Source organism: Gordonia sp. NPDC003950, from assembly GCF_053605205.1.
This window is the reverse complement of the sequence record NZ_JBSGIT010000029.1, coordinates 1-19,017: the sequence shown is the minus strand read 5'-3', so window position 1 is coordinate 19,017 and position 19,017 is coordinate 1. Positions and strand designations below refer to the sequence as shown.

Below are 19,017 nucleotides of genomic sequence, written 5' to 3'. Positions count from 1 at the left end.
TCAGGAGGCCGGGACGGGCGCGAAGTCGGCGCCGCGATCCGGTGCGGCGGGTGAGGAACCGGCCGAGGTGGCGACAATGCCGATGAGCGCGCCGATGCCGGCGGCGCAGGCGACGAGAACGAGCAGCGAGCTGAGCGCGAGGATTTCCATGGAGGTCATGTGTCTCGATTGTCCGCGCTCGACGCCATAATTCCAGCCGGAGGGGCGAATCGGTGTGGATACTCACTCGTAAACGAGGAGTGTTACGTGGCGACGAGAAGGCATGCAAGCGTGTGGCCGGTGATGGTATCGGTGCTGGTCACGGCCATTCTGACGGGTGTGGTGCGAGCCCCGGCGCAGGCCTCGCCCGGGCCACCCGGCGCGGTGGTGGCGATCGCCCCACTCGGCCGCGCCTGGGGTGGCCTCGACCGCGTGGCGCGACTGTCGTACCTCACCACCGACGGATTCGGGCACACCGTACCGGCGAGCGGGTTGGTGCGAACGCCGGCCGGCACGCCACCGCCGGGCGGATGGCCGGTGGTGGTGTGGACCCATGGGACCTCCGGGCTCGGACCGGACTGCGGCCTCACCGCGTCGCCGATCGCCGAACGCAACGACTCCGCGATCGTCGCCGAATTCAACCGCGCAGGCTACGCGGTCGTCGCCCCGGAGTACCTGGGTCTGAGCCCCGCCGCCGTCGTCGCCGGGCAGAGGACCCATCCGTATCTGCAGACCCGGTCGGAGGCGACGGCGTCGGCCGATATCGTGCGGGCCGCCCACATCGCGCTTCCCGGCCTGTCCCGCCGGTGGGCGGTGGTGGGTGTCTCGCAGGGCGGTCACGCCGCGCTGGCGACCGGCAATGTCGCCTCGGCCCGGGCCCCGGACCTCGACTTCCGCGGAACCGTCGCGATGGCGCCCGCATCGAATGTGGAGAACGCGATCCTCGCCCTGCGGCCGGGTGTCCCCGCACTGCCCGCCGGGTTGACCGGAACCGTGGCCGCGATCCTGGCGGGGATGGCCGCCAACTCCGACGACGTCGACGTCGGAAGGTATCTGACGCCCCTCGGGCGCGGCATCATCGACCGGATCTCGAGTGTCTGCGCACCGGACTTCGCGTCGGTGGTCGGGCAGGCACCTGCCGGACGGCTGGTCTCCCGGCCACTCGACGACCCGGTGTTCGCGGCCGCGTTGCACCGGTACATGGCCGTTCCGACCACGGGGTACGACCGCCCGATCCTGGTCGTGCAGGGGTTTCGCGACGCCGATGTGCCGCTACCGCTGACCGCGGCCTTGCTCGGCGAATTCGCCGCCGCCGGAACACGATACGAGCTCCGGGTGGTCGATTCCGATCACGGTGACCTGCCGTGGCGGGGAGGGCTGGATGCGGCGACGGAGTTCCTCGGGCGCGTCATGGACAACAGCGTCATGGACAACAACTGACGCGTCCGAGGCCGATTCACTTCGATACGGCGGGCCTCACCCGAGCGCTTTGGCCTTGAGTGTCTCGAATTTCGCCGGCGTGATGGTGCCCGCGTCCAGGAGTGCCTTGGCGGTGGCGATCTGCTCGGCGGATGACGGTCCGGCGACGTTGCGGATGTAGTCGTCGGTCTGCTGTTGCATCTGTTGCTGTGCGGCGACGGTGCGTTCGGTCATCCCGCGCCCGCGGGCGATGAGATACACCAGTGCGGTCAGGTAGGGGATGAGGATCAGGAAGATGATCCAGATCGCCTTGAACCAGCCGGACAGCTTCCGGTCACGGAACAGGTCGCTCAGGATGTAGAACAGCACGAGCAGGTAGGCGACGAACGCGAAGATCACCACCATGCCCCAGATGAACTCCCAGAACGAATCCCACATGATTTGACCTCTCCTCAAGATCTCGGGCCACGACGGACCCGGCGACGGTTGTGTGCGCGCTTCATCGTGCACCGCCGGCCCGCGGATGCGAATCACCCGGACCGAATGACATCGCCCGGCCGTCGTCGATGCCGGTCGCCTGGGGTCATACCGGCCGACCGACTCCTGTCATACCAGGAGGATGATGCCGCGCACATCGGGCGATGGAAGGCTGGACACCATGACCGCAGCAGACAGCGAAATCACCGACGTCGACGTCGAGATCGGTCCGATCGACTATCTCGTCGTCGAATTTCCCGCAGACGCCCACTTCGACGGCAGCGCACTCGGGCACCTGCGTGACCTCGTCGACCGCGACATCATCCGAGTCCTCGACCTCGCGTTCCTCCGGCGCACCGCCGACGGTGTGGTCGGCGTGGACATCGCCGACCTCGACCTCGACGGCGACCTCGACGTGACGCTGTTCGCCGAGGCTGCGTCCGGACTCATCGGCGAGGATGATCTCGCCGAGGCGGGCGCCGTGCTCGACGTCGGCCATGCCGCGGCCATCATCGTCTACGAAAACCATTGGGCGGCACCGTTTGCGACGGCGCTTCGGCGCAGTGGGGCGGAGCCGGTCGCGTCCGGCCGGATTCCGGTCACCGACCTGATCGAAGCGCTCGAGTCCGCCGAGAACTGATCCTCTTACTTTTCGCCGAACGACAGAAAAGAGAACATCATGCCCGGACTCCTGCGTGGAATGGCACGCACCGCAGTCGTCGCAGGAACCGCAACGGCGGTGTCCAACAGAGTGTCTCGTCGTCAGGGTCAGCGATGGGCCCAGCAGGGTTACGAGCAGCAGCAACGGTATGCGCAGCCCGAGCCGCAGTATGTCCAGCAGGCCCCGCCTCCGCAACCGGCACCGGCGGCCCCGGCCGCGTCGAACGCCGACCGCATCGCCGAACTCAAGCAGCTCGCGGATCTGCACGCGCAGGGAGTGCTGACCGACGCCGAATTCGCCACGGAGAAGCAGCGCATCCTCGCGTCCTGATCCACCCCCGGCGTTCGACCCCGCTCGGCCCCGCTCGACCCGACCGGGGCCGGTCGTCACCGATGAGAACGGACATGCCATGAGTGCTCCGGACGTAGAGGCCGACCCGGCACGCCGCCATCTGAGCGTGTCCGATCGGGAGGCCCTCGGGCGTGCGGCGGCCGACCGCGTCGCGGTGGCCGATCTCGCCAACCTCGGCGACGGCGCCGACCGCGACCCGATCGGTCTGCTGGTCGGTCAGGCGGGTACCCGGGTTCCCGAGTTGGTGCCGATCCGCCACGGCCGGATGGCCCGGACCCCGTTCACCTTCTACCGCGGTGCCGCCCTGGTGATGGCCGACGACCTCGCCCGGACCCCGAATTCCGGTCTGACCGTGCAACTCTGCGGTGACGCGCACCTGAGCAACTTCGGCCTGTACGCCACCCCGGAACGGCAGTTGACCTTCGACGTCAACGACTTCGACGAAACCTACCCCGGCCCCTTCGAATGGGACGTGAAACGGCTCGCCGCCAGCCTGGTCGTCGCCGCGCGGGGCAACGGGTTCACGCCGAAGATCGCCAAGGAGATCGCGCAGGCCTGCGCCACCGAATACCGCGCGACGATGGCCGGACTGGCGTCCATGGGAACGTTGAAAGCGTGGTACAGCCATGCCATTCCGACACCCGATCTGGCACTGCTGAGCCCTTATCTGGATCCGAAGTCGGCCAAGGAGGTCCAACGCACCATCAAGAAGGCGTGGCGCCGCGACAGCCTGCAGGCGCTGAGCAAACTGACGACCGTCGTCGACGGCGCCGTCGAGTTCGTCGATCAGCCCCCGTTGATCGTTCCCATCGAGAATCTGCTCGGTGAGTCCGCGCCGGGGTTCTACGACGAGATCGCACGCCGGTACGTCGACTTCCGGGCGACGATGGAGCCGCATCATCAGGTCCTGCTCGATCGTTTCGAGTTCGTGCGCATGGCGCGCAAGGTCGTCGGGGTGGGCAGTGTGGGCACGCAGGCGTGGGTTCTGTTGCTGCAGGGCAAGGATTCCGGCGATCCGCTGCTACTGCAGGCCAAGGAGGCCCAGCGTTCGGTGCTCGCGGGATATCTCGACGGGCCGACCTATGACAACGAGGGCCAGCGCGTCGTTCACGGGCAAAAGCTGATCCAGGCGGTCAGCGATGTCTTCCTGGGGTGGAACGGTGGGCCCGGCCTCGACGGCACGCAGCGTGACTTCTACCTCCGTCAACTTCGCGACGGCAAGGGTTCCTTCGTCATCGAGGCCCTGGACCAGAAGGGGTTGTATGCCTACGGCCGGGTGTGTGCCCGGGTGCTCGCCTACGGCCACGGCCGATCCGGCGACGCCGTCGCGATTTCGGCATACCTCGGCGAGACCGCCGAGTTCGACAAGGCGATCCGTCGGTTCGCCACCCGGTACGCCAAGGTCAATACCGGCGATCACGCTGCGTTCGTCGCGGCGATCGAGCGTGGTGAGGTGACCGCGGTCGCCGACGTCTGAGCCGGACGATCGGTTCCGGTCCTGTCCTTCCTGGGCGCACCCGTCAGGTGGGCGCACCCCGGGATGCTCCGTCGACCCTGGTGGCACGACGTTCGATGGCCTTGGCGATCGTGTCGCCGGCGGCGGGAACCGGGCGTGCCCGGCCGACCGGATGGCCGATCACCGCATGCCGGGTGCCTCGTGAGGGACGCATCGTCATGGGTTCTCCTCGACTGATGAGATCGTGCTGGTGTGTCCATCATGGGCGGGATGCCCGGATCGGGTCGTCATCCGAGGTGGATGAACCCGCGAGGTTGATGAACCCGGGTGGATGTGGTCGTCGGTGCGTAAGATCTGGCCGGAAGTATCCGGCGATCTCCTCGGGACGGGTTGTGACAGAAACTGGCATCGGCGGCGCCCGCTCGCGCTTGCGGGTGTCGCGTCCGGCGGTTCCGCCGGTTCTGGTCGACCGGCCCCGCCTCGACGCCGCACTGATCGCCGGTATCGAGGGACCGATCACCGTGGTCTGCGCCGGGCCGGGCTACGGCAAGACCCTCGCCGTGGCCGCGTGGGCCGAGGATGCGCCGTGGCCGGTGGTGTGGTTGACCGCCGATCCCGACGCCGACCTGCCGTCGTTCTGGACCGATATGCTCGCGGCCTTCCGGGTGGCCCGAGTGCCCGGATACGACGACGGTCTCGACCTGATCGCCCCGGGCCCCGATTTCGGCCTCGGCGACGTCGATCGGATCAGCGATGTCCTGGCGGCGGGCAGCACCCCGGTGATCGTCGTCATCGACGATGTCCATCTGATCACCGATCCCGACGTCAACGAATCGATCATCCGGCTGCTCGACGCGTGTGAGCATCGGCTGCGGCTGATCCTGATCGGCCGGACCTGGCCCAGACTGCGCCTACGACGGCGTCAGCTCGACGGTGCCGTCACCGAGATCACCGCCGAAGACCTGGCATTCACCAGTGCCGAGACCCGGCAGCTGTGCGACGGGATGGGTCTGTCCGAGGCCGAACTCGGTGTGCTCGGCGAACGCACCCAGGGGTGGCCCGCCGGTCTGCGGCTGGCGCTGCTGGGCCGCGGCTCACCGGTCGAGGTGGCCAGTCGAGACGCGCTGTGGCAGTTCAGCGGTCACAACCGCCTGGTGGCCGCCTATCTCCTCGAGGAGGTCTTGGCGGGGCTGTCGTCCAGCGACCGGCGATTCCTCCTGGCGACCTCGCTCGTCCCGGAGGTCGATGCATCGCTGGCGCATGCCCTCACCGGCCGCGACGACGGCCGCCGTGTTCTCGAACAGATGGTGGCCGACAACGCGCTGACGGTGCGCCTCGCCGACCGCCCGGACTGGTTCCGCTACCACCCGCTGCTCCGGGAGTTGCTCGGCGATCGGCTGCAGACCGAAGTGCCCGACAGCGTTCCCGAACTGCATCGCCGCGCGGCGCACTGGTATCTCGACCACGGTGATCACGTGGCCGCCGTCGGGCACCTGATCGCGGCTGACGATCGGGCCCAGGCGGCGCGGGTGCTCGGGGGGTATGCAATTCCCCTGATGCTCACCGCGCGCGCGGCCGATCTGGCGGCGACGCTCCAGCAGGTCGACGACAAGCCGGGCCTCCCGGCCACCGTGGCGGAGCAGATCATCGGCGTCGTGCTGGCCTATCACCGACGCGATTACCTGCTGATGGGCCAGTACGCGGACGCCGTCGAGCGGATGCTGGCCGACGGCGCGGTTCATCCCGACGCTGAACTCGTGTCGAGCGCCCGGATCGTGGTCGCGGTGGCCCGGATGGTGCTCGCCCGGTTCCACACCATCGCCGATCTCACGGTGCGGGCCGAGCAGATCCGGCAGGTCATCGGCGAGGTCGAACCGGGTCACATCCCGGCCGCGCCCGCCTACCTGGTGCTCGCGACCAACAACCTGGGGATCGGGAACCTGCTGCAGGGCCGGTTGGTCGAGGCACGCGGGATGCTGGAAGGCTGCCGAGATCAGGCCGTCGATCAGGGCATGGGGTTGGTGGCCATCGCGGCGTCGGGTTACCTGTCGCTGCTGGATCTGATCGACGGTCATCTGGCCGAGGCCGGTCGGCGGGCGCGCGCCACGTTGGAGCAGGCCGGCCGACGGGGCTGGAGCAGGCAACCTCAGGTGCTCATCTCGCATGCGGTGTGCATTGCCGCAGCCCTGCACACCGGACACCTCGAGGAGGCGTGGGAGCATGTGCGGCGCGCGCGGGTGGCCGGGGAACCGGTCACCGACATCGCCGCCCTGATGATCGTGGAGATCTACGCGATCTGGGTGGCGGTGGCCGCCGGTGACGCCGACGCCGCCCGGACCGCCGCCGATCGCCTGGCCGTCCTGCGGTCGCGCGCCGGCGCGCTGCCCGACCTGCTCCGGCGGTGGATGTGCGTGGTCCTCATCCGGCTGCACCTGGTCCACGGGGACGTCGAGGGTGCCCGGGAAAGCCTGCCACCGATGCCGCAGGACTGGGGACTCGCGGGCGTCCTCGAACGGGTCGTCACCGCCGAGGTCGCATTGGCGTCGGCGAAGCCGAACGACGTCGCAGCGATCCTCGGGCCGTCGACGAAGTACCGCGACTATCCGATCCAGCAGTGCGAGGCCATGGTGGTCGCCGCCGTCGCGGCCGCCCGGTGCCGTCGCGACGCCCAGGCCCTCGACCGGATCGGGGAGGCGATCGCGGTCGCCGGTACCACCGGATCGGTGCGCCCGTTCGCGGCGTGGTCCGCCGACATCGGCCCCATCGTGGCGCGATACCGGTTGCTGACCGGCAAACATGTCGAGGTGGTCGATCGCATCCTCGAACTCTGCGGCGACGACACCGCCGCGGCGTCCCCACCACCGGCCGATCCGGATGCGGTGGCGCCCGAACAACTGCTCACCGAGCGTGAGTTGGCGGTGCTGAGGTATCTCCCGACGATGTACAAGGCATCCGAGATCGCCGCGGACCTCTTCGTCTCCGTCAACACCGTCAAGACCCACCAGCAGTCGATTTATCGCAAACTCGGGGTGTCCACCCGGCGCGACGCGGTCGACCGGGCGCGGGAGCGTCGCCTGCTCTGACCGCGGTCCGAGATGGGCGCGGCCCACCTGTCACTCATCGCAGGACAGCGAGGACACGATGGCGCGCAACGGGATTCGTCCCTGCGCGACCAACTGGGCATCCGACGCGGCGGCCGCGTCGATGAGTTGCCGGGCACAGACGTACTCCCACACCAGGATTGCCGCGCTGCGGCCCGGTTCGATCGCGGGAGCCAGATTGTCGAGATCTTCGAGCGCGAGAATCTCGGCGAGTGAACCACCGAGTTCCGCGGGGAGCGTGGCGCCGACGTCCTCGTACTCGCGGACCGACAACCCGGTGTCCCGATCATGATGGACCAGTAGCAGATCCAGAATCCGCACCATGCCCGAGGCGATCATCCGCGCCAGCGTCTCACCGATCCGGGTGGGCAGTTCCTCGGTACCCGGTGCCAATTCGATCACCAGGTAGTCGATGGGGCCCATGTCCGCAGCGTGCAATGGTCCGGCTCCTCACGACGGGGCAACGGTAATGTGCTCGTTCCAGTGTGGAGTCGGGGCGGTCGCGGGTCGTCATGCGTAAGGGATGAGAACCCTGGGATCGATCCCGGCGAATCGGCAAAGGGCCGGACACATTCGCGAGGGTTTCTCGCGCAAGGAAGTGTCCGGCCCATTCCGTGCCACGCGCGATGACGGCGACGTAACCGCGCTCGGTGGCTCCGGCGTCGGGGATCGCCCGCGCCGGTGGTTTCTGATGTGAGGGTCGATGTGACCCGGGGATCTCGGTGTGACCTGGGAACTTACGGTGTGACCTGCGGCCTACGGGGCCCAGGTGCGTGGTGCGGTGTCGCCGGCCTCGTCGGCCGGTGCTGCCACCCGATGTGCGCGGTTGACGGCGGAGACGACGGCGCGCAGTGATGCGGTGGTGATGGAGGAGGCGACGCCGACTCCCCATACCGTTTCGCCGTTGATCTCGGCCTCGACGTAGCAGGCCGCGTTGGCGTCACCGCCGGCGGTCATCGCGTGTTCGCTGTAGTCGAGGATGCGCAGGTCGAATCCGACGGTGCCCAGCGCATCGACGAAGGCGTCGAGCGGACCGTTGCCGGAGCCGGAGATCTCTTTCTCCACGCCGTCGACCTTGACCACGACGGTGATGCGGTCCTCGCCGCCGTCGACCTCGGCCGCATCGACCTTCTGGCGCATGCGTTCCAGCGGCCGGATCGGCAGCAGATACTCCTGCGCGAAGACGTCCCACATCTCCTTGGGTGCGACCTCGCCGCCCTCGCCGTCGGTCAGCTTCTGGATCTCGCGGCTGAACTCGATCTGCAGGCGCCGGGGCAGATTCATGCCGTGGTCGGTCTTCATGATGTAGGCGACGCCGCCCTTGCCGGACTGGCTGTTGACGCGGATGACCGCCTCGTAGCTGCGGCCGACGTCCTTGGGGTCGATCGGCAGGTAGGGGACCGCCCAGGTGATGTCGTCGACGTCGGCGTCATCGGCGTCGGCGTCGTACTTCATCTGGTCGAGGCCCTTGTTGATGGCGTCCTGATGGCTGCCGGAGAACGCGGTGTAGACCAGATCGCCGCCGTAGGGGTGACGCTCGGGAACGTTCAGCTGGTTGCAGTACTCGACGGTGCGACGGATCTCGTCGATGTCGGAGAAACTGATCTGCGGGTCGACGCCCCGGCTGAACAGATTCATGCCGAGGGTCACCAGGCAGACGTTGCCGGTGCGCTCGCCGTTGCCGAACAGGCATCCCTCGATGCGGTCGGCGCCGGCCTGATAGCCGAGTTCGGCCGCGGCGACCGCGGTGCCGCGGTCGTTGTGCGGGTGCAGGCTCAGAATGATCGAGTCCCGGCGGGCCAGGTTGCGGTGCATCCATTCGATGGAGTCGGCATAGACGTTCGGGGTGGCCATCTCGACGGTGGCCGGCAGATTGATGATCATCGGCCGCTCCGGGGTGGGCGCGATGATCTCGGTGACCGCGTCGCAGACCTCTTTGGCGTAGGACAGTTCGGTGCCGGTGTAGGACTCCGGGGAGTACTCGTAGCGCCAATTGGTGTCGGGGTAGTTCTTCTCCACCTCCAGCACCTTGCGGGCGGCGAGGGTGGCGATCTCGGTGATCTTGTCCTTGTCGGCACGGAACACCACCCGGCGCTGCAGGATCGAGGTGGAATTGTAGAAGTGCACGATCACGTTGGCGGCGCCGCGGCACGCGTCGAAGGTCCGCTCGATCAGTTCGTCACGGCACTGGGTCAGCACCTGGATGGTCACATCGGCGGGGATGGCGCCGTCCTCGATGATCTCGCGGACGAAGTCGTAGTCGGTCTGGCTGGCCGAGGGGAATCCGACCTCGATCTCCTTGTAGCCCATACGAACCAGCAGGTCGAACATGCGGCGTTTGCGGGCCGGGCTCATCGGATCGATCAGGGCCTGGTTGCCGTCGCGGAGGTCTACCGCACACCATCCGGGTGCGCGGTCGATGACCTTGTCGGGCCAGGTGCGGTCGGGCACCGAGACGGTCTCGACCTCGTTGGCGAAGGGGCGATAGCGGTGTACCGGCATCGCGGAGTTGCGTTGGGTGTTCCATGCGGGCTGGTCGGCGGGGATCGGGCCAGTGGGCTCGACGATCCGGCTTGCGCCCGAGGTGAAGGTGTCTGCTGCTGCCATGATGGTCATTCTCCGAGAGTGAAAGAGGGGGAAGATGACCGGCGCATAGAAAGGCCCGCGACGGAGGGCCGGTCAGATCAGACCCCGCCGCGGCAACCGAGAAGGAGCGCGCGCTGCATGACGTCGAATGTACTCCCCGGGGCGTGTCGGGATCAAATGCCGGTCCTGAGCCTGCCGATCGTGATGCGCGTGAGCGGGCCCGCACGGGCGTCGTCGCCTCAGATGGTGAGAAGTCCGGTCACGGCAGTGACGTGTAGGGCTCTTCCCACGGGTTGACCTGGCACGGGTTGACCTCGGCGTAGGCGCGGCCCGATACCGGCTGCCTGTCGAGTTGGCCGGTGACCGCAGACGCGGCCTCGAGGTAGTTGACGAAGGTCGGGGTCGGCCCGGATGCACCGGACGCCAGGGAGTCAGCGGCCGGGAGGTGCGTGATCGGTGAGCAGAAGTCGACGTTCGGACAACATTCCGGCGATCGCCGTGTCGAGCGGCCGGTCCGGATCGGCACGCCAGCACCACGTGAGTACCTCATGACCGACCTGACACAGCGCGACGTGGGCGGCCCAACGTCGTCGCGCCCACCCGGGTTCGTTCCCGGCGGCATCGGTGGCGGCCATCTCGGCCTCGAGCAGCGACCACTGCAGGTCGCGGCGCAGCGTCATCGATCGGGGTGAACCGACGGGTTGGGTCGCGGCGCCGTCGAGCACGTCGTCGATACCGCCGACGACGGCCTCGTCGGCATACCGCCAGGTGCGGCGATGCGCACGCCCGAGCACCAGCCACATGGCGGCGATGGCGCAGACCACGCCGAGCAACGTCTCCAGGAAGCGGTCACGCACCGGAATGGTGATGTCGACGGCGGGGTCACCCATCAGCATGGCGAGAGGAGTGATGAAGGTGACCGCCACGGCGTAGTTGCCCACGATGGTCAACTCGATCAGCAGATTGAGCGCCGCGATCACCACGATCAGCGTCGGCACACCCAGGTCGAGCAGGTGCAGGGCGACGAACACGCCGAGTCCGGCGACCGTTCCGATCAGCCGGTGCGCACCGCGCACCACACCGCGGATGCGGTCGGGCCCCAACTGGAGAACCAGCACCGCGCCGAGGATCGCCCAGTCGGGACGCGAGAGTCCGGTGGCGATAGAGATCGCGCCCGCGGCGAAGGCGGCTGACGCGACCCGTGCCGTGGTCACCTCGGCGTGACTGAACCGCCGGGCGGCGATCCGCAGCCGGTGGGCGACCGACGGGCGGGGCAGTGGCGGTGCCAGGTCGACGGGTTGCCGGGCGCCGTGCCAGCGGCGCATGGACTCCCAGAGTTGTTGGGCCAGAGCGCTGTTGGTGGCGGCCGCGTCGTGCAGCACGGACCACGCATGCAAGGTGGACAGGGCCACCCCGTGACGATGTGCGGGTGCGGTACTGCGATTGTCGTCGAGGTAGTCCTCGACCGCCCGGATCGCCGCGGCCGTGGCGGCGGTCTCCGGGCCGTGCGGGCGCCACAGGGCCGGCGCCATCGATACCACCAGGGATGCGACGGCGCCGGCGCCGGAGGCCAGGACCAGTGGGGTGAGATCGACGCCGTGCCGGGTCACGACGGAGGCGATCGCGGCGGTCAGGACGAAGAAGAACGGGCCCGGCGGCCCGAGTCGCAGCGCGTTCAGGCAGAACGCCGTGACGGCCGCACCGGCGACCAGCGCGATGATCACGACGAGATTCTCCGGCGGCGTCGCCGACGGCCCGGCCCAGGCCCCGAGTGCGCCGTACCCGGCGGTGGTCGCCACCAGCACAGCGCCTGCGGTGCTCACCGCCCGCCACCGCACACGGTACGGACGTTTCTCGCCGTAGAGTGCGGCGAAGCCGCCGAGGGTGGCCAGCAGGCAATCGCGGTCGAAGCCGAGTAGATACAGCACGGCGGCGGGAATCGCGAAGGCGAGGCCGGCCCGAATGGCCGCGGGCCAGCGGCCCCGCACGTCCGGGACCGCGAACAGAGCGCCCGACATCGATGGTCGTGCCGGCGGTTGGGGGCGTGGGTCGTCGGTGTCCATCGCTGCGATCGTGTCGGGGTGGGGTGGAACGGATCGGATCCACTTTAGTTCGCGCCCGGGTGGGGGTGGCGGCTGATCCGGGCGGCGGGTGCACCCGCCAATCCGGGCAATGGCGACGAATGGTGAAAAGCGTTCTCGCGCTATGGAAATCATTCAGTATTGGCAGGTTCATCACAGCCCACTCCCAAGGTGGATTCCTAGTGTTGGTGACTGCCACACCGGAGGTGGTTTTCGGTGCGGGAGAAAAGGTGGACCCATGAAACTCGTGAATCAGACCGTCGGTGTCCGGATCGGCATCGTCGTCGTCGGTATCGGCATCGCCGGAACGCTGGCGGCCGGTGTCGCATCCGCCGCCGATACGTCGTCGGCGGTGCCGGGAAGCACCTGCACCGTCGGGCAGGCCGAGGCGACGCTGGCGGCACAGGACCCGGCCGACTACGCCAAGATCATGAAGTACTCGGATTCGTCGGCGGAACTGGCGAACGTTCTCGCCCTGAGTCCCGCCGGCCGCGCCGATTACTGGGATCAGGTGCGGCCCACCGACGCCGACAACCGTCAGATGTTCCTCGGGGTCCATGGCTGGTCGGAGAACGAACGCCACGCGGCCGAGGCGGCCATCGACACCGCCGCGACCACCTGCCGCGCGTAGGGGCTCACTCGACGATGCGCACGCAGCTCCCACACGCACGGAATGCATGGCGTGCATGTGGGAGCCGAGCGCGCAACTGCGCGCGGAGTGCTCAGGCGCTGGTGCGGCACGCGCTGTGGCGCAGCGGTTCCCGGAGTTCGGTGGTGAGCACCCGGAGCAGTTCGGCCATTGCGGCGTCGGCCTCGGGTCGGCCGGGGTAGCGCACGCGCAGATCCAGTCCGGACTCCGAACGGTTGAACCAGAACTGCGCGGTGTCGGTTCTCGTCACCGCCGAGATGTGCTGTGCTCCGGGCAATGCCGGACCCAGCTTGCGGTAGTCGAGGTAGGAGACCATGAAGATGCCCTCGGTGACGAAACTCGGCCGACAGTGGGCGAGTACCTGATCCAGCGGTAGATCCGTCAGTGCCGCAGCGTGTGTCAGCCACTGCGTGGCGCTGTCCGGATCTCCGGCGTCGACGACCACCGGCGCGTTGGAGACCATCCAGCCCGCCGTGTCGTGCCAGCCGGAATCGCGCGCCCCGCGGGTGTGCACGGGTATCAGCGTCGCCAGTCGCCGTGGCCCGCCCACCGATGCCACCGCTGTTGCCAGCGTCGCCAGGATGTGGGCGAACGCCGAACGACCCAGTACATCATGGCATTCCGGGGAGTTCAGCAGCGGTACGACGACGGTGCGCTGTGGGGCCGATCCCGATCCGAGTGGCAGTGGGAAGACCGGCAGGGTTGCGTCGGTGATCGTGAAGAAGTCCTCCCACACCTGCATCAGACGCGTGGGGTCGGTCGAGTGCGGTCCACCCGACACCGACGCGCCCGTCTCCTCGATGACGCACCGCTGCGCGAAACTGCGTGTGGTGCGGGCGGCGGTGCCGGGATCGGCGTAGAGCTCGTACAGCCGTCGCAGGACGAGATCGATGGTGAGAGCGTCGGCGTGCGCATGATCGAAGGCGCAGACGAGCCGATCGGCGAGGATGCCGAAGAACAATCCGGGGACCTCGCCCGCTCGACACCGCTCGGTGATCAGGGCGGTGGTGAATCCGTGCCACACCGTGCCGACGGTCCGGGACCGAACCTCGAACTGGTCGGGGGCGTACACGTCCTGACGAGGAGTGTCGCACGGCCGAATTCGGGCCCGGAGCGCGTCGTGCTCGACCAGCAGGCGGGTGACGGCCTCGACGATCCGCGACCGGTCGGGATACCGATCCGGCAGGGTCACCGTGCCGGCCAGCCAGGCCCCGCTTCCGGTGAGTTGGGCGCGAACATGGTTGCCCTGATTGAAGGTGACCGGCACATCGCACTGCGCCGGCTCCGCATCCCAGGTGACCTCGATCTCGGTGAGTCGACCGGCGAGGTCGGCGAGGTCGACGGCGGTGACGTGCATCAGCGTGCTCCGGCGTCGACGGCCACCGCGGCGGTGAGGATGTCGCGGACGGTGGCGAAGTACCGTACCACCGATTCGGCCGCCACCGGATTGTCCGGACGCTGGGTGTTGATGCGCAGACCGTCGAGATCGCGGGAGATCCACAGGGAGGCATTGCGGGTGCGTCCCTCGCCGGTGAACACGACGATGTCGCGGGCACCCTCGGGGGCCGGGAACCAGCGGAAATCGAAGTAGGTCACCATCTGTGGGCTCGCGACCACCGACGGGTCAATGGCCCCCTCGCCCAGCAGGATCGCCAGGGCACCGTGTACCGGGTCGGCGACGGCGCGCTTCGACGCCTCCACGGCGGCGGCCGCGTCGTCGATGACCTCCTCGACCGTCGAGCCTCGGATCTCGAATCCGACCGGTGCGAAGTTGCAGTACCAGCCCTGCGAACCGCGGTGCTCCGCGTTCCCCCGGGTGGACAGCACCGTGGCGGTGGCATACCGCCCGGCACCGGACAATGCCTTGTGCGCCAGTGCGAGTCCCGCATAGATCACCGAGATCAGGCTCGTCCCATGAGCTTTGGCGATCACCGAGAGCGCCTCGGTGGTGGCGGCGTCGGCGAGATCCTCACAGTGGATGACCACCTGCTGCGGATCGTCACCGAGCCCCAGCGGCAGCGGGAAAACCGGGATGGTGCCGCCGGATTCGGTGAGGACTCGCCGCCATTCGACGACGCCGGGCGAATCCGGGGTGAGCGCGGTGGCACGGGTGAACTCCTCGACGGCGTAATCGAGGTAACTGCCGTGCCGTGCGGACACCAGCGGATGGTTCTGCTCGCCGCGATAGCGGGCCAGGATCTCCAGCAGCCCGAGCACCTGGGAACTGCCGTCCCCGTAGGCGTGATCGATGCCGTAGTAGAGGTCGAACGATCCCGGTCGCGTCACCACCCCGAACGCGCATCCGGGGAACGCATCGAAGACGGCCGTGTGCGGAAGGCGTTGGGCCAGATGACGATGCGGGTCGGTCTCGGTGACCTCGGCGGCCACGATGTCGATCGCCTCTGGGTCGACGACGTAGCGGGTGATGCCGGCGGCCTCGTCGACCCGGAAGGACGACCGCAGGCCCTCGTGGGCGCGTACGAACGCGGTCAGCGCCGCCGCCATCCGGTCCTCGTCGAGGTCGGCGTCCACCGTGATCGCACTGCAGGTGTACCCACGGTGCTCGCGACCGGCGGCGCGCTGCGCGAGCACACCGGAGATGTGGTCACCCTGCAGCAGCGACGGGCCCAGCGGGTGCTCCGGTGCGGACTCGGCCGCCTGCATCGTCGACGGCGCGGGGACGAAATCCACCAGCCGCCCGGGGCTCGGGCACCAGTAGGTGTCCGGACCCAGCCTCATCGAACCTCGGTCGAGGTGACCGTCGGGCTCGGGGCCGAGTCGGTGTCGGCGGAATCGGTGGGTGCGGCGTCGGTGGGTGCGCCGCACAAGGCGAGATCACCGTTGGCGGCGACCTCGCGCAGCACCGCTGTGTACTCGCCGATCAGTGCGTGCAGGGACGCCGCGGCGACCTCGTTGTTCGGGAAGCGCATCGAGACGTTCATGCCCTCATGGGTGCGATTCACCCATAGGTAGACCTCGTCGAGATTGTGGATTCGGCTGCGCAGCGCGCGATCCCGCTCGTCCCACGAGTCGGCGCCCGGCACGAAACGTGCGTCGACGAATGACACGGCGAATCGTGGTGCCTCGGTCACGGCCAGCAACTCCGCGATCCGTGGGTGCGGGACGTGGGTGAGCGCGGCGTGGCGACGTACGCCCGCGTCGACGATGTCGATGGCCTCGGCGAAGGTGTTCGCCTCACCCAACGACATCTCGACGGGCACGAGTCCGACGTACCACCCGGCGGCGGCCAGGGATTCCGGATCGGTGCGGGTGTGCATCGGCATCACGAAGCGGGTGGTGCGCTCACCGGTGAGTCGCTCGATCGCCGCCGCGAGGGCAGTGAAGGCGCCACCGGACAGTGACTTGCCGTGCTGCTTGCAGGCGGCGTTGAACGCGGCGGTCTCCTGCGCGTCCAGCAGCCACAGCGACAGGCTCGACTGCCAGCCGGGAGCCGGTGCCCGCCCCCGATGTGAGCGTGTCCAATCTCGGAGTGCTCGACGATCGGGTACGCACCATCGCCGGAGTGCCCGCCTCGTCGTTTGTGCTGCGACTGATGGTGCAGGACACCGCGGGTGAGGATCTGGTGATGCCCGGCCCGGGGCTTTCGGCGTGGATCGTCGAGTACGGCTCCACCGTCACCCTGTCGTTTGCCGCCTTCAGTCCCGAGTACTACGGCGACCAGGATCATTTCGCGAAGCTGCTCAGTGCGGAACTGTCGGCCTGGGGCCTCGATCATAGATTCTGGTGAATTACTCATGATGACAAGCCGATCCGGCGGCGCGCATGTTGCTGTCATCCTCTACGGCAGTCGCGGCGACGTGCAGCCCGGCGTGTCTTTGGCCGTCGAACTCCAGCGACGTGGCCATCGGGTCAGTGTCGCGGTACCGCCCAACATGCTGGGCTTCGCGCGGAACGCGGGACTGGCGACGGTGGTGGCCATCGGCCGCGACACCGGCACGCAGTGGTCCTCCGATGAAGCGTTAAACGCCCAGCGGTCCCGGAACCCCTGGACGCGTGCGCGATTCGCGCTCGCCACGGTGCGGGACGGCATCTCGGCCTTCGACCGGGCCATGGTCGAGACCTTCCTCGGCGACGACGCCGCGATCACCGATGTCGATATGCTGATCGCGGCCCCGTTGTGTCAGGCACGGGGCCTCGCGCTCGCCGAGCGGTTGGGCGTGCCATTGACGGTCCTGCGCTATGCGCCGATGTCGGAGAGCGGGGTGATCGGTCCGCTACCCGGCGTCACCGACTCGTGGTCGCCGGAGTGGAAGCGACGCAGCTGGCGGGCCTATGACCGCATCGTGTGGTGGGCAACGCGATACAGCGAGAATGGATTTCGCCGACGGATCGGCAGACCCCCCGCGCGCACCGGCTGCCCGGATCGTCTCGGGGTGTTGCGGGTTCCGCAGATCCAGGCCTACGACCCGGCCATCGCTCCGGGGTTGGTTGCCGAATGGAAGGCCGGACACGCGGTCAAACCCATCATCGGGTTCCTCGACCTGCCCGCCGGTGCCCGCGATCATCTCGCGGAGACCTCGCAAGGGGATGCCCAACTGGCCGAGTGGCTCGACGCGGGAGACCCGCCGGTGTTCGTCGGATTCGGCTCGATGCCGGTGACCGACCCGCAGCGGGTGCGGTCGTTGATCGGCGTGGCTGCAGCCGAACTCGGTGTCCGATGTGTGTTCGGCCTGGGCGCCTCGCCCGGGGTCGACGCCGACGACACGTCCATCTATCACGTGGGTGCGGTCAATCACGCGTGGCTGTTTCCGCACTGCGCAGCTGTGGTTCACCACGGGGGAGCAGGGACGACGGCCGCCGCATTGCGGGCCGGTGTGCCATCGGCGGTGTATTCGTTCACCGCCGAGCAGCCGTTCTGGGCGGAGCGTATCCGCACGCTTGGAGTCGGTACCGGCCGTGCGTTCTCGGCACTCACCGACGAGTCGATCCGCGCGGACCTGTCAGTGGCGTTGACGGAGAAGGTCCGTTGCGTAGCAGCGGACTTCGCTCAGCGGATGGTGCCACCGGAGCGTGCCGTGGCCGCTGCCGCCGACATCGTCGAGGTGCGGTTGCCGGTGCCGGCGGGGGAGTGATCCGAAAACCGGTTGCGGGGCAACACCACTCATCGCGCAGGTCGAGGCACTCGTCGAGACCACTTCCATATGCCGACAATGGCACCAGCCCAAGGCTTACCGCGGATAGGTGGTGATGGTTTCCCCGGTGACAGGGTCGCGCCAGATGACAGCCCGATCGGCGAGCATGGTGGGGATCAGCAATCCCATGTGTTTTCGTTGGTGGTCCGGGGTGCACAGCGGCATCAGGTTGAACTCCACCGTCCAGCCACCGGTGATCGGATCCTGGTGCACGAACTTCACCAGGTGATCGATCTGGCAGTCACTGGCCGGGCGTCCGCACTGCGGATACCGGCAGGTGCCATCCAATTCGATGATTTTCTCCCGTAACCAGGCTGGTATCCGATACGTCAACGCACCCGGCGGCGGGAGGAGATATCCGCCGTGTCCGGTGGGGTCGATCGGCGTTGCGGGGAACGGATCGTCGAGACGACGCCACGCCGCCGGTATCCGATCCAGTGAGGTGGCGGTGCTGACGGTGGGTATGTCCAGGGTCGGAAACTCGCTGACGGTGACCAACTGTCCCGAACCGATCAGCGTTCGGGCGTGGGAGTCGTCAATCACGCCGAAGTATTCCAGTCGGGCTTCCCGCTGTCCGGATGGGTCGGTGATCAACGACAGCGACAACTGTGAATCACTGTCGGTGTCGGTGTCGGCGTCGGTGTCGGTGTTGGTGTCGGTGTTGGGGTGCGCCTCGGCGGTATCCGCTGCCGCACAATCAGCATCGCCCTCGGTGATCGTCTCGGGAGCGTCGGTCGTCTCGGGTTCGGTGATCTCGTCAGCCTCACCATGATCGACGTCCGCGTCGACATCGTCAGACAGATCCGTCGCGTCGCCGTCTACATCGATGTCGAGGTCGGTCAGACCACAGGGTTCTCCCGGCAACGGGATCGCCCGCGAGCAGTCACCCCGCCCGCACTCACACGACAGGTACGCACCCGGCAGGCCTTGGATTTCGGCGAAGGCCGCGACCTGCACCTGACCCCGACGACGCCGATCACGTGGGCAGATCCGCTCACTGATCATCTGTGCGATCCGCGCCGCCAGATGCGCACCCACCTCACCCGGTGCGTACACCGAGATGCTGCAATGCCCGTTGGTGTCCCGACGAACCCGCACATTCTG

At 68.1% G+C, this 19,017-nt stretch carries 18 protein-coding genes; 8 read left to right on the top strand and 10 right to left on the bottom strand.

Features of this window, described 5'->3' with window-relative positions:
- Positions 1–159, bottom strand: coding sequence for a hypothetical protein (locus ACWETB_RS20970; RefSeq protein WP_449742382.1), 159 nt, complete (start codon positions 157–159; stop codon positions 1–3).
- Between the two features lie 123 nt (positions 160–282).
- On the opposite strand from ACWETB_RS20970, the gene ACWETB_RS20965 reads away from it, so the two are divergent.
- Positions 283–1,419: an alpha/beta hydrolase family protein gene (locus ACWETB_RS20965; RefSeq protein ID WP_452213438.1), complete on the top strand. Its 1,137-nt coding sequence runs from the start codon at positions 283–285 to the stop codon at positions 1,417–1,419.
- Positions 1,420–1,455: 36 nt separating this feature from the next.
- Here the strand turns inward: ACWETB_RS20965 and ACWETB_RS20960 are convergent, their stop codons facing one another.
- Positions 1,456–1,836: an SHOCT domain-containing protein gene (locus tag ACWETB_RS20960; RefSeq protein ID WP_452213392.1), complete on the bottom strand. Its 381-nt coding sequence runs from the start codon at positions 1,834–1,836 to the stop codon at positions 1,456–1,458.
- 220 nt (positions 1,837–2,056) lie between these two features.
- On the opposite strand from ACWETB_RS20960, the gene ACWETB_RS20955 reads away from it, so the two are divergent.
- The 3 genes from ACWETB_RS20955 to ACWETB_RS20945 all read left to right on the top strand — a co-directional run bounded on the left by ACWETB_RS20955 (position 2,057) and on the right by ACWETB_RS20945 (position 4,364).
- Entirely contained in the window at positions 2,057–2,515 is a 459-nt protein-coding gene (locus ACWETB_RS20955) for a DUF6325 family protein (protein ID WP_449742380.1), read from the top strand.
- 39 nt (positions 2,516–2,554) lie between these two features.
- Complete coding sequence (locus ACWETB_RS20950; RefSeq protein WP_348806145.1) at positions 2,555–2,866, top strand: SHOCT domain-containing protein; 312 nt, start codon at positions 2,555–2,557, stop codon at positions 2,864–2,866.
- Between the two features lie 79 nt (positions 2,867–2,945).
- Positions 2,946–4,364: a DUF2252 domain-containing protein gene (locus ACWETB_RS20945; protein ID WP_452213389.1), complete on the top strand. Its 1,419-nt coding sequence runs from the start codon at positions 2,946–2,948 to the stop codon at positions 4,362–4,364.
- Positions 4,365–4,407: 43 nt separating this feature from the next.
- Here the strand turns inward: ACWETB_RS20945 and ACWETB_RS20940 are convergent, their stop codons facing one another.
- Positions 4,408–4,563, bottom strand: coding sequence for a hypothetical protein (locus tag ACWETB_RS20940; protein WP_348806143.1), 156 nt, complete (start codon positions 4,561–4,563; stop codon positions 4,408–4,410).
- 172 nt (positions 4,564–4,735) lie between these two features.
- Here ACWETB_RS20940 and ACWETB_RS20935 point away from each other — a divergent pair, with 172 nt between their 5' ends.
- Complete coding sequence (locus ACWETB_RS20935; protein WP_449742379.1) at positions 4,736–7,426, top strand: LuxR C-terminal-related transcriptional regulator; 2,691 nt, start codon at positions 4,736–4,738, stop codon at positions 7,424–7,426.
- 30 nt (positions 7,427–7,456) lie between these two features.
- On the opposite strand, the gene ACWETB_RS20930 is transcribed toward ACWETB_RS20935, so the two are convergent.
- The 3 genes from ACWETB_RS20930 to ACWETB_RS20920 all read right to left on the bottom strand — a co-directional run bounded on the left by ACWETB_RS20930 (position 7,457) and on the right by ACWETB_RS20920 (position 12,093).
- Positions 7,457–7,867: a DUF6325 family protein gene (locus ACWETB_RS20930; RefSeq protein ID WP_348808412.1), complete on the bottom strand. Its 411-nt coding sequence runs from the start codon at positions 7,865–7,867 to the stop codon at positions 7,457–7,459.
- Positions 7,868–8,200: 333 nt separating this feature from the next.
- Entirely contained in the window at positions 8,201–10,051 is a 1,851-nt protein-coding gene (gene leuA, locus ACWETB_RS20925) for a 2-isopropylmalate synthase (protein ID WP_452213436.1), read from the bottom strand.
- Between the two features lie 410 nt (positions 10,052–10,461).
- Positions 10,462–12,093: an FUSC family protein gene (locus ACWETB_RS20920; protein ID WP_452213386.1), complete on the bottom strand. Its 1,632-nt coding sequence runs from the start codon at positions 12,091–12,093 to the stop codon at positions 10,462–10,464.
- Positions 12,094–12,349: 256 nt separating this feature from the next.
- Here ACWETB_RS20920 and ACWETB_RS20915 point away from each other — a divergent pair, with 256 nt between their 5' ends.
- Entirely contained in the window at positions 12,350–12,742 is a 393-nt protein-coding gene (locus tag ACWETB_RS20915) for a hypothetical protein (protein WP_449742377.1), read from the top strand.
- Positions 12,743–12,833: 91 nt separating this feature from the next.
- Here the strand turns inward: ACWETB_RS20915 and ACWETB_RS20910 are convergent, their stop codons facing one another.
- From ACWETB_RS20910 to ACWETB_RS20900, 3 genes are read right to left on the bottom strand one after another with little or no spacing between them, the layout of a single operon-like run.
- The gene (locus tag ACWETB_RS20910; protein ID WP_452213384.1) at positions 12,834–14,117 is read right to left on the bottom strand and encodes a hypothetical protein; all 1,284 of its coding nucleotides are present in this window, start codon (positions 14,115–14,117) and stop codon (positions 12,834–12,836) included.
- The gene (locus tag ACWETB_RS20905) at positions 14,117–15,499 is read right to left on the bottom strand and encodes a condensation domain-containing protein (protein ID WP_449742375.1); all 1,383 of its coding nucleotides are present in this window, start codon (positions 15,497–15,499) and stop codon (positions 14,117–14,119) included. Before ACWETB_RS20905 ends, ACWETB_RS20910 begins: the two co-directional genes overlap by 1 nt.
- Positions 15,496–16,176: a condensation domain-containing protein gene (locus ACWETB_RS20900; RefSeq protein WP_452213434.1), complete on the bottom strand. Its 681-nt coding sequence runs from the start codon at positions 16,174–16,176 to the stop codon at positions 15,496–15,498. The genes ACWETB_RS20905 and ACWETB_RS20900 overlap by 4 nt, the downstream gene beginning before the upstream one ends.
- A 38-nt stretch (positions 16,177–16,214) precedes the next feature.
- Here ACWETB_RS20900 and ACWETB_RS20895 point away from each other — a divergent pair, with 38 nt between their 5' ends.
- Both ACWETB_RS20895 and ACWETB_RS20890 read left to right on the top strand, forming a co-directional pair.
- Positions 16,215–16,508 (top strand): hypothetical protein, encoded by a 294-nt coding sequence (locus tag ACWETB_RS20895; RefSeq protein ID WP_452213382.1) that lies wholly within the window; start codon positions 16,215–16,217, stop codon positions 16,506–16,508.
- A gap of 7 nt (positions 16,509–16,515) precedes the next feature.
- The gene (locus ACWETB_RS20890) at positions 16,516–17,853 is read left to right on the top strand and encodes a glycosyltransferase (RefSeq protein ID WP_452213380.1); all 1,338 of its coding nucleotides are present in this window, start codon (positions 16,516–16,518) and stop codon (positions 17,851–17,853) included.
- A gap of 96 nt (positions 17,854–17,949) precedes the next feature.
- On the opposite strand, the gene ACWETB_RS20885 is transcribed toward ACWETB_RS20890, so the two are convergent.
- Positions 17,950–19,017 (bottom strand): HNH endonuclease signature motif containing protein (locus ACWETB_RS20885; protein WP_452213378.1); only part of this gene is annotated, 1,068 nt, incomplete at its 5' end.